Source organism: Haloferax prahovense (assembly GCF_000723845.1).
Classification (GTDB): domain Archaea; phylum Halobacteriota; class Halobacteria; order Halobacteriales; family Haloferacaceae; genus Haloferax; species Haloferax prahovense.
This window is the reverse complement of record NZ_LK053000.1, coordinates 2,518,070-2,534,059: the sequence shown is the minus strand read 5'-3', so window position 1 is coordinate 2,534,059 and position 15,990 is coordinate 2,518,070. Positions and strand designations below refer to the sequence as shown.

Here is a 15,990-nt window from a genome sequence, read left to right as displayed (position 1 = left end):
TTACTCTTCGTCGGCTTCGTCGGCTTCGTCGGCTTCGTCGTCGGCGTCGGCGGCTTCGAGCTGGTCCTGCGCGATGCCGACCTCCTGGCCCTCGTCGAAGCTGATGGTGTAGGTCGGCTCGCCGAACATGCTCTCGATGACCTGCGTGACCGTACCGGTCTCGCCGTCGAACTCGCTGTGCTTGTCGTGCAGAACGACCTTGTCGTCTTTCTCGAAGCTCATACGCACAGGTTCCGCGTCACCGGATAAAAGGGCGATGATTGGCCGCGAACTCGCCGGCTCCACCTCGCGACGGCGCGTGTCGAAGCCGATTTGTGGAGCCGCGCCGAACCGTGAGCTATGCCGAGTCGCCCGCTCGCACATCGACCGCCGGTCGCGCGCCGATGACGGTCGACGACCTGTGGTTCCTCGCCGACGAGGCGCGACAGCGCGCCGAGCAGGCGTACCACCGCCTGCGCCGGAGCCACGCCGACGCCGACTACCTCGAACCGGTCCACACCCGCCGCGTCTCCCGCCCGCGGTTTCGCACGCTCGCCGCCCGCGTGAAGTCCACGGGGACGCCCTACGGCGTCCACACCGTCGTCCGCCGCCGCGACGACGAGATACTGCTCGTCCGCCACGAGGGCGTCGACCTCTGGGTCCTCCCCGGCGGCGGCGTCGACGGCGACGAGGGGTTCACCGAGGCCGCCCGGCGCGAACTCGCCGAGGAGGCCGGTATCACCGCCGACTACGGCGGCCTCGCGATGGCCACCCGCGTCGACATCCGCTGCGACGGCCACCAGACGTGGGGCGTGATGCCCGTCTACCGCGCCCGCGCCGACGAGGCCGCGGAGCTCAGCGTGAACGACCCCGACGAGGAAATCTCGGCCGCGCAGTGGTTCCGCGTCTCGGAGCTCCCGCCAGACACCCGCGACCGCGACGACCTACTGTCGTGGTACGACCACGTCGCCGGCGACTGACCGGGCCGCCGGCTCAGTCGGTCGGTTCCTGCGCGTCTTCCGCGTCCTGCACAGCTCCTGTTTCGCTCTCGTCGGCTTCGACGCGTTGGCCCCAGAACCCGGGGTACTTCTCCACCCAGAGGTCGCCGAGGACGACCGTCTGGCACGCGAGTCGGAGCCCCGAGTCGGAGTCGTGCGGTGGGAACCGGAGCCGGCGGCGCTCCTTTTTCGTCCGATAGGTCACGGGGCCGCGAACCCGGACGGCGCAGGTGCCACACGAGCCCCCGCCGCGGCAGTTGAACCAGGACGAGTGACCGTTGTGCGGCGGCTCGCCGGCCGCTCGAAGCACGTCACGGAGCACGTCCCCGCGGTCGCACGCGATTTCCCGGCCGCGAAAGTGGACGGTTGGCACGTGTTGGGTGACGCCACGCGAGGCTTAAGCGGTGTCGTTCGAGCGGCGACGGGGAGGGCCGGCAAAGGGCCGCCGACCGTCCACCGCCGCGCCGCCGCGGTTCCCGAACCGAACCACGAAAAGCGGCAATGGCGTCCGAAACTCCCCGATTCGCCTCGGAGAATCTAAGTTCGTCCGTCCCCGAATCCGACCATGCGCAACACACGACGCGCGTACCTCGCCGCCACGGCGGGTGCGCTGACGCTGGGAACCGCCGGCTGTCTCGGCGGCGGAAGCGGCGGTTCCGGCGACGAAGCCGTCGCCGCCATCGGTTGCGAGGTCCCCGCGCGCGACACGGTCGATTCGCTCCCCACGCCCGTTATCGGGGCCGAGGACGCGAGCGTCGTCGTCGACGTCTGGGAGGACTTCGCCTGCCCTCACTGCGCGACGTTCGCGGTCGACGTCGCCCCGCAACTCCGGTCCGAGTACGTCTCGGAGGGCGTCGTCCGCTACCGCCACCACGACTTCCCGATTCCGGTCGACGACTGGTGGTCGTGGAAGGGCGCTTCGGCGGCCCGCGCCGTCCAGGACGAGGCCGACGACGAGACCTTCTTCGACTTCGCCCACACGCTCTACGAGAACCAATCGGAGTTCGGCGGCGGCGACGCCGAGGGCTCGCTCTCGACGCTCCGGTCGCTCGCGGACGACGCCGACCTCGACGGCTGTTCGGTCGCCGCGGCCGCCTCCCGGGAGCGTTACCGCCCGCTCGTCGAGGCCGAGCGGACCGAAGCCGTCGACGAGCGCGGATTCCAGGGGACGCCGACCGTCCTCGTCGACGGCGAGCAGGTCGCGCCGCGGTGGTCCGACCTCCAGAGCGCCGTCGAGAACGCCCGGTAATCGGATTCGACGCCCACACCACCTCTCGCGCGGGATTCGCGCACGACACCAGCGATGCTTTAGGGCGAGATTCACTAGCCACAGTTATGCACGCGACGCGACCGCTCCGCCGACGCCGACGAGGTGACGACCGGTGAGACGACGCGCCCTCCTCTCTCTTCTCGCGGGCGCGGGTGTCGCCGGCCTCGCTGGCTGTCTCGGCGACGGGTCCGCACCCGCGGAGGCGACTGAGACGGCCGAGACGACCGCCGGAACGACTTCGGAGAGCGCGTCGTCCGGGTCCGGCGACCTCCCGCTCGTCGTCGACACCGTGGAGGCGCAGGGGTCGTCGGCCGGCGAGGCTCGAATCCCGGCGGACGGGACGCCGACCGTCCTCGACCTCTTCGCGACGTGGTGTGCGCCCTGCGTCGCCCAGATGGAGTCGCTTCGGACGCTCCACGAGGAGTTCGGCGACGACGTGGCGTTCGTCTCGGTGACGAACGAGCGCCTCGGTGGCGGCCTCACGATGGACGACATCCGCGCGTGGTGGGCCGAACACGACGGCAACTGGACGGTCGGCCACGACCCCGACAGCAACCTGATGCGCGCGGTCCGCGCGAACGGCCTCCCGTACCTCGTCGTCTTCGACGCCGACGGCTCGATAGCGTGGACGCACCGCGGCCTCGCCAGCGAGGAGAACCTCCGCGCCGCCGTCGAGGACGTCGCCTGATGCCCGGGTTCGGTCTCGGTCCCGTGCTGGGACTCGACCCCGGATTCGCCGGCACGCTCGCGTTCGCCGTCAGCGCGGGCGTCGCCACCTTCTTCGCGCCCTGCGCCTACCCGCTTCTCCCGGGCTACGTCGGCTACTATCTCTCCCGCGAGGAGGCCGACCTCGGCGGTGCGGCCGTCCGCGGGTCGGTCGCATCGCTCGCCGCGCTGGTCGTTCTCGGCGCTATCGGGAGCGCGCTCGCCGTCGTCGGCGGCCGCATCGCCTCGCACCTCGCACTCCTCGAACCGCTCGTCGGCGCGGCGCTCGTCTGCTTCGGCGTCCTCATGTTCACCGGTCGCGCGCCGAGCCTCCACGTCGTCCTCCCGGAGTACCGGTCGTCCGTGACCGGCTTCGCCGTCTTCGGCGGGGTGTACGGCCTCGCGGCGGCCGGCTGCGTCGTCCCGATTTTTCTCGGCGTCGTCACGCAATCGCTCGCGCTCCCGACCCCGCAGGCGGTCGTCTCGCTCGGAGCCTACGCCGCCGCCGCGGCGCTCCCGCTGGCGGTCGTCACCGTCGCGGCCGCGCTCGGCGACGGACTCGCCCGTCTGTTTTCGGGTTACGTCGGATGGATTCAGAAGGTCGCCGCGGTCGCGATGGTGCTCGCCGGTCTCTGGCAGATTTGGCTGGCGCTGTCGTTCTTGGGACACGTCTGAGGGCGCGACTGGCTGAACACGTAACCGGGGGCGCTCGCCTCAGTCGTCCAGCCCCGGAACCTCGCCGGTCGGCGTCGGCAGCGACCGAATCTCCCGCGGCGGCACGAGGAAGTTGCCGCGGCGCTTGACGAAGATGTACTCTAAAATCCCGTTGTTGACGCGCTGGCGGACGGTCGGCACGTCGGTCAGGTCGGTGCCGTTCATCGCCTCGCGGACCGCCTCGAACTCGGAGATGCCGCGCTGGAGCGACGGGAAGTGCAGGCTCGCCACTCCGTCGTCGGCCGACTCGAAGTGCCGACGGAGCAGTCTGACGTTGCCCTCGTCGTCGCGGTTGGCGCGGGCGGCCTTCTGGGCGTGGCCGACGTGGCCGAATTCGAAGGCGTCGTCGCGGAGGCTGTCGAGCATCGCGTCGATGCCGCTTTCGTCGCCGAGGTTGTCGCCGACGCCCTCGACGAGTCCCTGTTCGGCGTGTTCCGGCGAAAATAGCTTCATGACCCGGTGGTAGCGGTCTTCCTCGTCGTACCAGTCCGAGAGGCGCTGGCGGACGTTCGCCACGTGCTTCGTGGTCGCGCCCGCGAACGGCCCGTCGTCGATGGTGACGTACTCCTCGGTGGCCTGATTCTTGGCGAAGCCGGCTTTGAACCCCATGAACAGCGGCGACTCCTCGGGGACGGGGTTCCCGTCGGGGATGCCGTTCAGGTCGGACTGGTGTTCTGCCGGGAGGCCGGCCCCGACGAAGCCCGTCCGTCTGGAGGCGACCGAGAAGACCCCCGAGAGGTCGGCGTCGACGGCGATGCCGTTGGCCTCGTCGACCTCGCCGAGGAGCGCCTGCTCGGCTTCGAGGACCGCGTCGGCGCGGTCGGACGCGAGGTGGACGAGCGCGTCCTGCCGGTCGAACTCGGGCGTCTCGAAGGGCGACAGCGCCCGCGGTTCGGGCAGGTCCACACTCGCCGGGAGCGGGTCGTCGAAGCGGTCGAAGTACCGCGGGGAGTAGGCAACCGACCAGATGACTCCCTCGTGGCGCCGCTCGTAGGCGCGGTCGAGGACGCGGAAGGCGTTCTCGACGGTCTCGCGGTCGGTCTCGGCGGGCGGTCCCTCGCCAGCGAGGTCGAGGTAGAGAAGCACCTGATGCCGAGGCATCTCGACGTTGCCGTGGTCGTCAGCCCGGCAGAACTCGTTCCACGCGTGCTGTCTGCTCGGGAGCGTCTCGAACGCGTCGGTCCCCGCCGGGACGGGGTCGTCCGGTGCCCTGTCGAGGCAGGCGGAGAGCGCCGCCGCGCCGCCGGCGGCGACCGCGGCCTTCAGGAACTCCCGGCGGGACGCAGACCCGTCGAACATACCTCGGCTAAGGACCTCGCGGGGAAGTCCGTTCTGGTGTGTGCGTCGAAGATTTCGCCGCGGTCGTGCGGAACGAGAACACGCGCGCTGGCGTTCGAAACGCACACCAAACGGCATTTGAGTACCGGGCCGCTAGCGAGGGTAATGAAACGACGAACGTATCTCCGCGCCGCGGGGGCGGGCGCGGCGCTCGGTCTCGCTGGCTGTCTCGGCGGCGGCGACGCCAATCCGAACGTCTCGCTGTCGAAGCCCGACCGCGAGAACGACGTGTCCAGTGAGGACCTCCCCTACCCGGCGTGGGGCCAGCAGGTCCCCGACGTGACGCTCTCGGACCCCATCGCGGGGGCCGAGGTGTCCGTGCGCGACATCGACGTGCCGCACTTCCACACGTACTTTTTCACCAACTGCATGACCGTCTGTCCGGTCCTCATCAGCGCGCTCCGCGAGGTCCAGATTCACTCGGTCAGCGAGGGCTACGCCGACGAGGTGTCGTTCTACCCCATCACGTTCGACCCCGCCCGCGACGACGCCGACGCCTTCCGCGCGGAGGCCGACCAGATGAACGTGGACATGGACGCGGGCAACTGGCACTTCCTCCGGCCCGCCGACGAGTCCGAGGCGAAGTCGGTCGTCGAAGACCAGTTCGGCGTCTTCTTCCAGAAGAACGAGCCGAACGACGAGGGCAACTACATGTTCACCCACCTCGGACTCGTCTCGCTCGTCAACGGCGACGGCTACGTCGAGCGGACCTACCGCGGCAACCAACCGGACGAACAGACGCTCATCGACGACCTCACCGCGCTCCGGGAGGCATGACGAGCCGGCGTCGGTTTCTCGCGGCGAGCGGGACCGTCGCAACCGCCGGGCTCTCCGGCTGTCTCGCCGAACTCGGTCGACTCTACACGTCGAACGAACCGCCAGTCGTCTCGAACCGCCCCGACGAGGTGTACGTCCCGACCCACACCGAGGGGATGCGCATGGTCGGGAGCGCGGACGCCGGCGGCCTCCGGGTGGGGGTCTTCTACAGCTATCCGCACCGGTTCTGGGTGATGTCCGACGAGGGCGACGGCTTCGGCACGTCGAAAATCTCGGTCGAGGCCGGCGACGACGTACATCTCATGGCCGCCGTCTGGGACGCCGAGACGGGCGTCGTCGTCCCCGATACCGGTCTCTCGCTCGAAATCGCCCGCGGCGGCGACCTCGTGAGCGAGGAGGTCGTCTACGCGATGCTCTCCCAGCGGATGGGCTTTCACTACGGCTCGAACTTCGGCCTCGACGGCGACGGGACCTACGAGGTGACGGTGGACGTGGGCGCGCCCTCGCTGCGCCTGTTCGGCGACCTCGACGGGCGGTTCGACTCCCCCGCGACCGCGACGCTCGACTTCGAGTACAGCGCCCGCGACCGCGACGACATCCAGTACACGATGCTCGACGACCAGCAGGGCGACCCCGGCGCGGTCAAGCCGATGGAGATGGACGGGCTTCCGCTCGGCCGCGCCCCTGAGACGCTTCCGGGGACGGCGCTCGGGTCGGCGACGACGGGCAGTCTCCGACTCGTCGGCACCGTCCTCGACGCCGACCGTTTCGGCGACGACCCGTATCTGGCCGTCTCCCCGCAGACGCCCTACAACCGCCTTCTCGTCCCGCGACTGGGGCTCACCGGGACCGTCGCGTCCGGCGGGTCGACCCGCTTCGACGGTCGACTCGAACCCGGCCTCGACGCCGACCTCGGCTTCCACTACGGCGCGACGGTTCCGGGGCTCGCCGGCGACGACGCGACCGCGGACCTCGCGGTGGACGTGCCGCCGCAGGTCGCCCGCCACGAGGGATACGAGACGGCCTTTCTCGAATTCGACCCCGTCCGCCTCGGGTAACGGCAACCGAGTCGAACAAGGACAGGGCTATTTTCGTCCGGACCGACCGACCCCGTATGGACTCGACGCGCCGCGAACGAGCGACACTCGCCCTCGCCGTCTGGGGCGTCCTCGTCTCGCAGGTGCTCCTCTACCCGGGCGTCTCCGACCTCGTGACCGCACTCGGCGGCGGACAGGGGGAGTACGACCTCTCGGCCGGGATGCTGTTTCTCGTCGCGGAGTTCGCCTCGTTCGTCGCCTTCTCCAGCGTCTGGGGCGCGCTCTCGGACGCCCTCGGTCGGCGGACGTGGCTCATCGTCGCGGGCGCGGTCGGCGGCGCGGCCAGCTACGTCGCGCTCCTCGCGCTCGCCACGCTCCCGTGGCTCGACGCGACGTTCGGAGCAGTTCTCGCAGTCCGCTTCGTCGGCGGCGCGATGACAATCGGGGCGTTCTCGCTGTCGATTACGATGCTCGCGGACCTCTCGGGGGGCAACGGACGGAACATGGGCGCGGCGGGCATCGCCATCGGTCTCGGCGCGGCGCTCGGCTCGGTCGTCGGCGGCCAACTCACTACCATCGACCCGCTCGCGCCGCTGTACGCGTCCGCCGCGTCGCTCACCGCCGTCGCGCTGCTCGTCACGACCGTCACCGACCGGACGCCCGATTCGACCCGCGTGGGCGTCGGCGTCGTCCTCAAGAAACTGGCCGCGCGCCCGGCGTTCGCAGTCCCCTATGCCTTCGGCTTCATCGACCGCATGACGGCCGGCTTCTTCGCCCTCGTCGGAGTGTACTACTTCCGCGAGGTGTTCGGCGTGAGCGCCGCCGTCGCGGGCGGGGTGCTGGCGCTCTTTTTCGTCCCCTTCGCGCTCCTGCAGTACCCCCTCGGGTCGCTGTCCGACCGCGTCGGCCGGTTCGTCCCCGTCGTCGCGGGGTCGATGCTCTACGGGGTGGCCATCATCGCCGTCGGGCTCGCACCGGTCTTCGAACTCGCGGCCGGCCTGATGGTCGTCGTCGGCGTCTTCGGCGCGCTCGTCGCGCCCGCGACGATGGCGCTCGTGACCGACCTCGCCGAGTCGGGCGAGCGCGGGGCGGCCCTCGGCGGGTTCAACGTCTTCGGGAGCCTCGGCTTCCTCGCCGGCTTCCTCGTCGGGGGCGTCGTCGCCGACGTGGTCGGCTACCTCCCGTCGTTCCTCGTCGTCGGCTTCGCCGAGGTTGCCATCGCGCTCGTCGCGCTCCGGGCGGTGAAGCGGCTCGACGGCATCGACGCGACTCAGACCCCGTCGAGCGCCGACTGAAGTTCTGCGTTCACGACGAGCCACATCCCGCGGAGGCAGACGACGACGGCGAGGCCGACGCCCGCGAGGACGAACGCCAAGAACAGGCCGACGAAGACGCCGCCGCCCCGCGGGTCGGGGACGGTCGCCGCGAACTCGCCGAGTTGGACGGCGAACGCGACGATGCCGGCGACGAGAAACGCGAGCATCAGTTCGAGGAGCCGCCAGAACGTCTCGATTCGCAGGCCGCCGCGGCCGGTGAGAAGGAGGGTGATTCGCCGCGACGCGGCCAGAAGCGAGACGGCCGTCAGCAGGAGCGTCGCGGCGGCCGCGAGCCCGAAGCCGACGTCGGCCAGCGGTAGCGACGACGCGAGCGGCGAGACGAGCGTCAGCGCGACGCCGAGGAGGACGCCGGCCGCGAAGAGCGACTCGACGCCGAGAATCGCCGTCTCCGGCTCGTCGCGGGCGATTCGAGCGAGTGTCCGGTACACAACCGACGCTCTCGGCGGGCGCTGAAGGCTGTTTCCCTTGGACCTAGTCGTGTCCGGAGACGCGGACCGGCTGGTAGGGTTCTTCGAGGTAGTCGATGTCGGAGCCCGAGAGCTTGATGTCGAGGGCCTCGACCGCGTCTTCGAGGTGTTCGATACTGCTCGTGCCGACGATGGGCGCGTCGACCCAGTCCTTGTGGAGCACCCACGAGAGCGCGAGTTGCGCCATCTTGACGCCCTTCTCGTCGGCGAGTTCCTCGACGCGCTCGTTCACCTCGCGGCCGCCGCCCTCGAAGTACGGGTGGCCCTTGGCGTGCTCGTCGGTCCGACCGCGGGTCGTCGCCTCGAACTCCTCGTGGGGGCGGGTGAGGTAGCCGCGGGCGAGCGGCGACCACGGCATGACGCCGACGCCCTGCTTCTCGCAGAGGGGGAGCATCTCGCGTTCCTCCTCGCGGTAGAGCAGGTTGTAGTGGTTCTGCATCGTGGCGAAGCGGTCCAACCCGAGCGAGTCGGCGGTGTACTGCGCCTCGGCGAACTGGTGGGCCCACATCGACGACGCGCCGACGTAGCGCGTCTTCCCGCGGCGGACCGCGTCGTCGAGCGCGCGCATCGTCGTCTCGATGGGCGTGTCGTCGTCGTAGCGGTGAATCTGCAGCAGGTCGAGGCTGTCCATCCCGAGGCGTTCCAGCGAGTTGTCGAGTTCCTGCTCGATGGCCTTCCGCGAGAGACCGCCGGAGTTCGGGTCGTCCTCGTCCATCTGGAAGTACACCTTCGAGGCGACGACGGCCTCGTCTCGGCGGCCCTCCAGCGCCTTCCCGAGGACGCGCTCGGACTCCCCGTTCGAGTACATGTTCGCGGTGTCGAAGAAGTTGATACCGAGTTCGATGGCGCGGTCGACCAGTTCGAGGCCCGCCTCCTCCTCTAAGACCCACTCGCGCCACTCCGGGGTGCCGAAGCTCATACAGCCGAGACAGATGCGGGAGACCTCCATGCCGGTGTCTCCGAGCGTCGTGTACTCCATGCCGAAACATCCCCGCGAGTCGGCAAAAAGATGGACCAAGCGGTAGCCGCGGTGGGGGACGCCCCCTTCTCGTCCGGTCGTCGACTCACGAGATTCAGGTAAAACGGCCGTTTCTCGGGGTTTGAAACCGTCTCTCTCGATTTATGCCGCTGCGAGTCGTATCATTCATCCGAGGCGTTGCCTCGGTGATTCCGATGTTCACAACGAAACAACTGGTCGCGGTCCTCCTGAGCCTCCTCGTGGTGGGGTCGCTCGCGGGCGTCGCGGCCGCACAGCAAGGCCCGGCGGCCGGCGGGGCCGTCGTCGTCGGCGAAGGCGAGACCGTCGACGGCGACCTCGACGCGGTCGGCGGCACGGTCGTCATCGCCGGGACGGTGACCGGCGACGTGTCGGCGACCGCCGGGACCGTCCTCCTGACTGAGACCGGAACCGTCGACGGGAACCTCGACGGCGTCGCGGGCTCCGCGACCCTCGAAGGGACCGTCGGCGGCGACGTGAGCCTCGCGGGCGGCGCGGTGTTCGTCCGCGACACCGCCGACATCGGCGGGTCGTTAGACGCCGCCGGCGGCACCGTCCAGCTCGACGGCGCGGTCGCCGGTAACGTCCGCGTCGGGGCCGACGAGTTCGCTGTCGGCCCGACCGCTCGGGTCGGCGGCTCGCTCGAATACGACGCGGCGACCGCCAGCATCGACTCCGCGGCCGTCGTCGACGGCGGCGTGCGACAGGTCGACGACCTCGTGGTCGCCAGTCCCGTCGTCGCCGGCGCGGCGTTCCAGTTCGGCCAGTTCGAAGCCCCGGTCATCCCCGGCTGGGTGGTCTCGGGCTACTGGCTGCTCGCCAACTTCGTCCTCGGCGCGATTATCGTCCTCGTCGCTCCCGACTTCGCCCGCCGCGTGACGGGCCTCGGGACGAAGAAGGCCGTGCGGAGCGGCGGCGTCGGCCTCCTCGCCATCGTCGCGATACCCATCGTCCTGCTGCTCCTGCTGTTGACCATCGTGGGCATCCCGCTCTCGCTGGCCGGCGGGGTCGGCTTCCTGCTCGCCCTCTGGGTCGCGGGCATCTACGGGGCGCTCGTCCTCGGGACGTGGCTCCTGTCGCTCGCGGACTACGACAACCGCTGGGCCGCGCTGTTCGCCGGCCTGTTCGTCCTCGCCGTCCTCGACTTCGTCCCCCTGGGGGGCGTCCTCGAGTTCGTCGTCCTCCTCGTGGGTCTCGGCGCGTTCGCGCTGGCGCTCCGCGGGGAGTCCGGCGACGACGGTGACGAGGGCGTGAGCGCCCCCGGTGAGGGCCCCCAAGAAGGCTCGCCGATGGCCTGACGGCTCGGCCGCCCCTGCCCAACCCGGACGAACAATTATTATGGTCTGTTCTGTCTGTCGAGCCATGGCAGTCGAGTACGAGACCGAGTCGGAATCGTTCGAGTGGGACATCCCCGAGGACTACAACATCCCCGCGGTCATCGAATCGCACGCCGACGCCTTCGGCGACCGCGTCGCCCTGAAGTTCCGCGACGCCGACGGCGGCCGCGAGGAGCGGACCTACGGCGACCTCCGGGACGACATGAACCGCTTCGCCAACGCGCTCAAATCCATGGGCGTCGGGAAGGGCGACCGGCTCATCCACCTGCTTCCCCGCGACCCCGACGTGTTCGCCGTCCAGCTCGGCGCGCTCAAGCGCGGCGCGCTGCTCGTTCCCAGCTCCTCGATGCTCAAGCCCAAGGACATCGCGTTCCGCGCGAACGACTGCGAGGCGACGACCGCCGTCGTCCACGAGTCGCTCGTCGGCATGGTCGACGAGGTGCGCGACGAGACGCCGCTTTCGAACTTCGTCGTCCTCGGCGGCGACGCCGACGGCTGGACCTCGTTTTCTGACCTCGTCTCCGACGAGTCCGCCGACCACGACGGCCCCGACCTCCGGGCCGAAGACCCGATGTCCATCAACTACACGTCGGGGACGACCGGCCAGCCCAAGCCGGTCCGCCACCGCCACCGCTGGATGCGCTGTTTCGAACTCGTCAACGCCCCCTACTGGTGGGGCGTCACAGCCGACGACGACCTCTCCGACGAACTGCTCTGGGCGACGACCGGAACCGGCTGGGCCAAGTGGTTCTGGAGCCCGGTCGGCGTCGGGCTGACGACCGGCGCGACCCAGTTCGTCTACCGCGGCGACTTCGAACCGGACACGTTCCTCGACATCATGGAAGAAGAGGGCGTCACCCGTCTCTGTGCCGTCCCGACCCAGTACCGGATGTTCGCCCAGCGCGACCTCGGCTCGTACGACCTCCGACTGAAAGAGGCGCTGTCGGCGGGCGAACCGCTCAACCGCGAACCCATCGAGGCGTTCCGCGAGGCGTTCGGCGTCATCCCGAGAGACGGCTACGGCCAGACTGAGACGGTCGCGCTCCTCACGAACTACCCCGGCATCGACGTGAAACCCGGCAGCATGGGCAAGCCGACGCCCGGCCTCGGCACGACCATCATCGACGAGAACGAGGCGGAGGTCGGCGTCGACGAAATCGGCGAAATCGCCGTCCTAGTCGGCTGTCCCGGTATCTTCGACGGCTACTACGAGAAGCCGAATCTCGACGAGAAGACGTTCTCGGGCGACTACTACCGGACCGGCGACCTCGCCTCCCGTGACGAGGACGGCTACTTCTTCTTCGAGGGCCGCGCCGACGACATCATCATCTCGGCGGGCTACCGCATCGGCCCCTTCGAGGTCGAAGACGCGCTCGTCTCCCACGAGGCGGTCGCCGAGGCCGCCGCGGTCGCCAGCCCTCACGAGGAGCGCGGGAGTATCGTCAAGGCGTTCGTCGTCCTCATCGACGGCTACGAGGGCTCCGACGACCTCGTCGACGAACTCCAAGCGTTCATGAAAGAACAGACGGCCCCGTACAAGTACCCGCGCGAAATCGAGTTCGTCGCGGAACTGCCGAAGACCTCCTCGGGGAAGATTCGCCGCATCGAACTGCGCTCGCAGGAACGGGACTGAGCCGCGTCCACCGGGAACCCATTTCCCCTTTGTCACCTTTCTTTAGGCGTCGTCGCTTGGTGACGCCCATGTACATCGCGGACCAGACGTGGCCCGAACTCGGCGACTACGTGGCCGAATCGTCGCTCGCGGTCGTGCCGCTCGGCTCGACGGAACAGCACGGCCCGCACCTCCCGCTCGCCACAGACCACCTCATCGCGGAGGCGTTGGCCCGCGAGGCGGCCGACCGGACCGGCTACCTCTGCACGCCGACCGTCAACGTGGGCGTCAGCCCGCACCACCGCCAGTTCCACGGGACCATGTGGGTGGACGCGCCGCAGTTCCGCGACTACGTGGAGTCGATGACGCGGAACCTCGCGTACCACGGCGTCGACCGGGTCGTGTTCGTCAACGCCCACGGCGGCAACGTCCAGCACCTCCGGGAGGTCGGTCGCCGCCTCCGCGACGACGGCACCATGTACGCCATCGAGTGGATGTGGGACGAGTCGATTCCGGACCTGGTGACGGACCTGTTCGACCACCCCGGCCCCCACGGCGGGCCGAAGGAGACCTCGATGATTATGCACATCGCCCGCGACCTCGTCCGCGAGGGCGAACTCGAAGCCGCCCGCGACGACGGCGTCGTGGACCTGGGCGACGAGCACCTCCGCGAACACGGCGCGCGGACCTTCTACGACGCCGTCGAGAACTCCGAAAACGGCGTCTTCGGCGACCAGACCGACGCGTCGCCGGCGGCCGGCGAGGAACTGTTCGAGGCCGCGACGGACCAGCTCGTCCGCCTGCTGTCGTGGCTCGACGACCAGCCGATTGAGGACCTGCTCGCGCCCGCGCACGTCGACCCGCAACCGGGCTCGCGTCGCTGACCCATCGACTGGCCGACACGCTCTTTTCTCCGCCGCCGAAGGGACGCCTATGACCGTCTGGGTCCTCGGCGACCAACTCGACCCGTCGGCCGCGCCGCTCCAGTCCGACGACCGCGTGCTGATGATAGAGGCGCACGGCTTCGGCGACCGACTGCCGTACCACCCCCAGAAGCTCGCGCTCGTCTTCTCGGCGATGCGGCACTTCCGCGACGACCTCCGCGAGCGCGGCTTCGAGGTGACCTACGTCGAAGCCGAGACGTTCGGCGAGGGGCTCGACCGCTACTTCGACGCCGCGCCCGGCGACGACCTCGTCGTGATGGACCCGCCGAGCCACGGGGCGGGCGAGCGGCTTCGGGAACTCGTCGCCGCCCGCGGCGGGTCGCTCACCCTCGTCGAGAACGACCTGTTTCTCACGACGCCGGCCGACTTCGACGACTGGGCCGGCGACGCCGACACCTACCGACAGGAACACTGGTACCGGCACGCCCGCCGGGAGACGGGCGTCTTGATGGACGGCGACGACCCCGCCGGCGGCGAGTGGAACTACGACGACCACAATCGAGAGACGCCGCCGGAGGGGTGGACGCCGCCTGAAGCACCGCGGTTCGAACCGGACGAGACGACACGGGAGGTCATCGAGTTCGTCCGCGAGCGCTACCCGGACGCGTGGGGGTCGCCAGAACCGTTCGTCTGGCCGGTGACGCGCGAGGCGGCGAGACAGGCGCTGTCGCACTTCGTCGAGGTCCGCCTCCCCGAGTTTGGCCCGTATCAGGACGCGATGGTCGACGGCGAGTGGGCGCTCTGTCACTCCCTGCTGTCGGCGGCCATCAACCTCGGCCTGCTCCACCCGCGCGAGGCGGTCGAAGCCGTCGAGGAGGCCTACGAGGCGGGCGACGCCCCGCTCAACAGCGCCGAGGGGTTCGTGCGGCAGGTTCTCGGCTGGCGGGAGTTCGTGCGGCACGTCTACCGGCGGTCGATGCCCGAGTTGGCCGCGGCGAACCAACTCGACCAGACCGAATCGCTCCCGGAGGCGTACTGGACCGCCGAGACGGACATGCGCTGTCTCTCGGAGGCCGTGGGCCACGTCCGCGACCGCGGCTACGCCCACCACATCGAGCGCCTGATGGTGCTTTCGAACTTCGCGCTCGTCTACGGCGTCGACCCGGCGGAACTCGACCGCTGGTTCCACCTCGGTTTCGTCGACGCGTACCACTGGGTGACGACCCCGAACGTGGTCGCCATGGGGTCGTTCGCCACCGACGTGCTCTCATCGAAGCCCTACGCCTCCTCGGGGAACTACGTGAACGAGATGTCAGACTACTGCTCGTCGTGTCCCTACGCGGTGTCGAAGACGACCGGCGAGAACGCCTGCCCGTTCAACGCGCTCTACTGGGATTTCCTGAAGGAGAACGAAGAACGCCTCCGGGGAACGGGTCGGATGGGACTCATGTACTCTCACGTCGACCGGAAGGACGACGAGGAGTGGGACGCCATCCGGGCGCGGGCCGACGAGATTCGGCGGATGGGCCGGGCGGGGACGCTCTGAGAGAGTGCAAGGAGCGGCCACGACCCGCCCGAGACCGGCGACCACGGGGCGCGAGCGCCGCGGCTCGACAGGTGATAATGCAGAACGCTGTTCGCTGTCGAGTCGCCGTCGGCCGGAACGCGCCGGACTCAGAGTCGCGTGACGTTGACCGCTCGCGGGCCCTTGTCGGCCTGCTCGATGTCGAACTCCACTTCTTGACCCTCTTCGAGGTCGGGGCCGCCGATGTCCTCCATGTGGAAGAACACGTCGTCGTCGTGGTCTTCGGTCTCGATGAAGCCGTAGCCGCCGGAGGACTTGAAGAATGCAACCTTACCTTTCGCCATTGCGTGTCGAAATGCACCGCTATCGGCCATAAGGATTCCGCCGGTTGCTACCACTGACCGTGGTACTGTTTACTATCCTTCGAGTCAGTCGTCGCGCGGCTCTCGGCCGAGCGTGTGGAACTCCTCGTTCGGCCGCATGTCGGCGAACATCGCCATGCGGTTGCTGAGGTTGAAGAAGGCCGTGACCGCGCCGATATCCCAGACCGCCTCCTCGGAGAAGCCGGCGTCGCGGAGTCGCTGGAGGTCGTCCTCGCCGACCTCGGCGGGCGACTCAGTGAGTTTCACCGCCACGTCGAGCATCGTCTTGTGCTTCTCGGGGATGTCGGCGGTGCGGTAGTTGGCGACCAGTTGGTCCGCGAGCAGCGGGTCTTTCGCGTAGATGCGGACCAGCGCGCCGTGGGCGACGTTGCAGTAGTAACAGTGGTTGACGCCGGAGACGGCCACGATTATCATCTCGACCTCGTGGCGTTCGAGGTCGGTGTCCTCGACGAGGGCGTCGTGGTACTCGAAAAAGGGCCGGAAGTGCGAGGGCTTGTACGCGAACGCGGCGAAGACGTTCGGGGTGAAACCGGCGCGCTCGGTCTCGTCGTCGATGCGCTCGCGCAGGTCGTCCGGGAGGTCGTCGCGGTCGGGCACCGGGAAGCGGCGCATGGCGTCGTCGTCCATGCG

At 69.3% G+C, this 15,990-nt stretch carries 18 protein-coding genes; 11 read left to right on the top strand and 7 right to left on the bottom strand.

Going from position 1 to position 15,990, the window contains the following annotated elements; translation table 11 throughout:
* A complete protein-coding gene (locus BN984_RS12755) occupies positions 1-222 on the bottom strand; it encodes a hypothetical protein (RefSeq protein ID WP_049968379.1) in 222 nt (73 codons plus the stop codon).
* Between the two features lie 161 nt (positions 223-383).
* Between BN984_RS12755 and BN984_RS12750 the strand changes: the two genes are divergently transcribed.
* On the top strand, positions 384-959 hold the full coding sequence (locus BN984_RS12750; protein WP_049968625.1) for an NUDIX hydrolase: 576 nt from the start codon (positions 384-386) through the stop codon (positions 957-959).
* A 13-nt stretch (positions 960-972) separates the two neighbouring features.
* Here the strand turns inward: BN984_RS12750 and BN984_RS12745 are convergent, their stop codons facing one another.
* A complete protein-coding gene (locus BN984_RS12745) occupies positions 973-1,350 on the bottom strand; it encodes a 2Fe-2S iron-sulfur cluster-binding protein (protein ID WP_008092965.1) in 378 nt (125 codons plus the stop codon).
* A 192-nt stretch (positions 1,351-1,542) separates the two neighbouring features.
* On the opposite strand from BN984_RS12745, the gene BN984_RS12740 reads away from it, so the two are divergent.
* The 3 genes from BN984_RS12740 (at position 1,543) to BN984_RS12730 (ending at position 3,627) form a co-directional block, all read left to right on the top strand.
* A complete protein-coding gene (locus BN984_RS12740; RefSeq protein WP_049968378.1) occupies positions 1,543-2,226 on the top strand; it encodes a DsbA family protein in 684 nt (227 codons plus the stop codon).
* Between the two features lie 133 nt (positions 2,227-2,359).
* Positions 2,360-2,935 carry a TlpA family protein disulfide reductase gene (locus tag BN984_RS12735; protein ID WP_049968377.1) on the top strand — a complete coding sequence of 192 codons (576 nt, stop codon included), beginning with the start codon at positions 2,360-2,362 and terminating at the stop codon, positions 2,933-2,935.
* Complete coding sequence (locus BN984_RS12730; protein ID WP_008092959.1) at positions 2,935-3,627, top strand: cytochrome c biogenesis CcdA family protein; 693 nt, start codon at positions 2,935-2,937, stop codon at positions 3,625-3,627. The genes BN984_RS12735 and BN984_RS12730 overlap by 1 nt, the downstream gene beginning before the upstream one ends.
* 39 nt (positions 3,628-3,666) lie before the next feature.
* Here BN984_RS12730 and BN984_RS12725 read toward each other — a convergent pair whose 3' ends face one another.
* Complete coding sequence (locus BN984_RS12725) at positions 3,667-4,965, bottom strand: DUF7405 family protein (RefSeq protein WP_049968376.1); 1,299 nt, start codon at positions 4,963-4,965, stop codon at positions 3,667-3,669.
* A 144-nt stretch (positions 4,966-5,109) separates the two neighbouring features.
* On the opposite strand from BN984_RS12725, the gene BN984_RS12720 reads away from it, so the two are divergent.
* From BN984_RS12720 to BN984_RS12710, 3 genes are read left to right on the top strand one after another with little or no spacing between them, the layout of a single operon-like run.
* The gene (locus BN984_RS12720) at positions 5,110-5,781 is read left to right on the top strand and encodes an SCO family protein (RefSeq protein ID WP_049968375.1); all 672 of its coding nucleotides are present in this window, start codon (positions 5,110-5,112) and stop codon (positions 5,779-5,781) included.
* Complete coding sequence (locus BN984_RS12715; RefSeq protein ID WP_049968374.1) at positions 5,778-6,839, top strand: iron transporter; 1,062 nt, start codon at positions 5,778-5,780, stop codon at positions 6,837-6,839. The genes BN984_RS12720 and BN984_RS12715 overlap by 4 nt, the downstream gene beginning before the upstream one ends.
* Before the next feature lie 56 nt (positions 6,840-6,895).
* Positions 6,896-8,113, top strand: a complete 1,218-nt coding sequence (locus tag BN984_RS12710) for an MFS transporter (protein WP_008092951.1) — start codon at positions 6,896-6,898, stop codon at positions 8,111-8,113.
* Here BN984_RS12710 and BN984_RS12705 read toward each other — a convergent pair.
* Together BN984_RS12705 and BN984_RS12700 are read right to left on the bottom strand one after the other, a co-directional pair.
* On the bottom strand, positions 8,089-8,583 hold the full coding sequence (locus BN984_RS12705; RefSeq protein ID WP_049968373.1) for a hypothetical protein: 495 nt from the start codon (positions 8,581-8,583) through the stop codon (positions 8,089-8,091). The genes BN984_RS12710 and BN984_RS12705 overlap by 25 nt on opposite strands.
* A 43-nt stretch (positions 8,584-8,626) precedes the next feature.
* Positions 8,627-9,601 (bottom strand): aldo/keto reductase, encoded by a 975-nt coding sequence (locus tag BN984_RS12700; protein WP_008092948.1) that lies wholly within the window; start codon positions 9,599-9,601, stop codon positions 8,627-8,629.
* Positions 9,602-9,795: 194 nt separating this feature from the next.
* Between BN984_RS12700 and BN984_RS12695 the strand changes: the two genes are divergently transcribed.
* From BN984_RS12695 to BN984_RS12680, 4 genes are all read left to right on the top strand, one after another.
* Positions 9,796-10,917, top strand: coding sequence for a bactofilin family protein (locus BN984_RS12695; protein WP_049968372.1), 1,122 nt, complete (start codon positions 9,796-9,798; stop codon positions 10,915-10,917).
* A 64-nt stretch (positions 10,918-10,981) separates the two neighbouring features.
* A complete protein-coding gene (locus BN984_RS12690) occupies positions 10,982-12,589 on the top strand; it encodes an acyl-CoA synthetase (protein WP_049968371.1) in 1,608 nt (535 codons plus the stop codon).
* 68 nt (positions 12,590-12,657) lie between these two features.
* On the top strand, positions 12,658-13,452 hold the full coding sequence (locus tag BN984_RS12685; protein ID WP_008092943.1) for a creatininase family protein: 795 nt from the start codon (positions 12,658-12,660) through the stop codon (positions 13,450-13,452).
* Positions 13,453-13,501: 49 nt separating this feature from the next.
* Positions 13,502-14,998: a cryptochrome/photolyase family protein gene (locus BN984_RS12680; protein WP_049968370.1), complete on the top strand. Its 1,497-nt coding sequence runs from the start codon at positions 13,502-13,504 to the stop codon at positions 14,996-14,998.
* Positions 14,999-15,126: 128 nt separating this feature from the next.
* On the opposite strand, the gene BN984_RS12675 is transcribed toward BN984_RS12680, so the two are convergent.
* Both BN984_RS12675 and BN984_RS12670 read right to left on the bottom strand, forming a co-directional pair.
* Entirely contained in the window at positions 15,127-15,321 is a 195-nt protein-coding gene (locus BN984_RS12675; RefSeq protein WP_004967996.1) for a cold-shock protein, read from the bottom strand.
* 84 nt (positions 15,322-15,405) lie between these two features.
* Positions 15,406-15,987 carry a peroxidase-related enzyme gene (locus BN984_RS12670; protein ID WP_008092937.1) on the bottom strand — a complete coding sequence of 194 codons (582 nt, stop codon included), beginning with the start codon at positions 15,985-15,987 and terminating at the stop codon, positions 15,406-15,408.
* Positions 15,988-15,990 lie beyond the last annotated feature (3 nt).

Coding starts and splice junctions, on each gene's coding strand:
- BN984_RS12755 (WP_049968379.1), bottom strand. CDS start 222: ATGAGCTTCGAGAAAGACGACAAGGTCGTTCTGCACGACAAGCACAGC.
- BN984_RS12695 (WP_049968372.1), top strand. CDS start 9,796: ATGTTCACAACGAAACAACTGGTCGCGGTCCTCCTGAGCCTCCTCGTG.
- BN984_RS12690 (WP_049968371.1), top strand. CDS start 10,982: ATGGCAGTCGAGTACGAGACCGAGTCGGAATCGTTCGAGTGGGACATC.
- BN984_RS12670 (WP_008092937.1), bottom strand. CDS start 15,987: ATGGACGACGACGCCATGCGCCGCTTCCCGGTGCCCGACCGCGACGAC.
- BN984_RS12725 (WP_049968376.1), bottom strand. CDS start 4,965: ATGTTCGACGGGTCTGCGTCCCGCCGGGAGTTCCTGAAGGCCGCGGTC.
- BN984_RS12710 (WP_008092951.1), top strand. CDS start 6,896: ATGGACTCGACGCGCCGCGAACGAGCGACACTCGCCCTCGCCGTCTGG.
- BN984_RS12740 (WP_049968378.1), top strand. CDS start 1,543: ATGCGCAACACACGACGCGCGTACCTCGCCGCCACGGCGGGTGCGCTG.
- BN984_RS12750 (WP_049968625.1), top strand. CDS start 384: ATGACGGTCGACGACCTGTGGTTCCTCGCCGACGAGGCGCGACAGCGC.
- BN984_RS12715 (WP_049968374.1), top strand. CDS start 5,778: ATGACGAGCCGGCGTCGGTTTCTCGCGGCGAGCGGGACCGTCGCAACC.
- BN984_RS12720 (WP_049968375.1), top strand. CDS start 5,110: ATGAAACGACGAACGTATCTCCGCGCCGCGGGGGCGGGCGCGGCGCTC.
- BN984_RS12680 (WP_049968370.1), top strand. CDS start 13,502: ATGACCGTCTGGGTCCTCGGCGACCAACTCGACCCGTCGGCCGCGCCG.
- BN984_RS12730 (WP_008092959.1), top strand. CDS start 2,935: ATGCCCGGGTTCGGTCTCGGTCCCGTGCTGGGACTCGACCCCGGATTC.
- BN984_RS12685 (WP_008092943.1), top strand. CDS start 12,658: ATGTACATCGCGGACCAGACGTGGCCCGAACTCGGCGACTACGTGGCC.
- BN984_RS12675 (WP_004967996.1), bottom strand. CDS start 15,321: ATGGCGAAAGGTAAGGTTGCATTCTTCAAGTCCTCCGGCGGCTACGGC.
- BN984_RS12700 (WP_008092948.1), bottom strand. CDS start 9,601: ATGGAGTACACGACGCTCGGAGACACCGGCATGGAGGTCTCCCGCATC.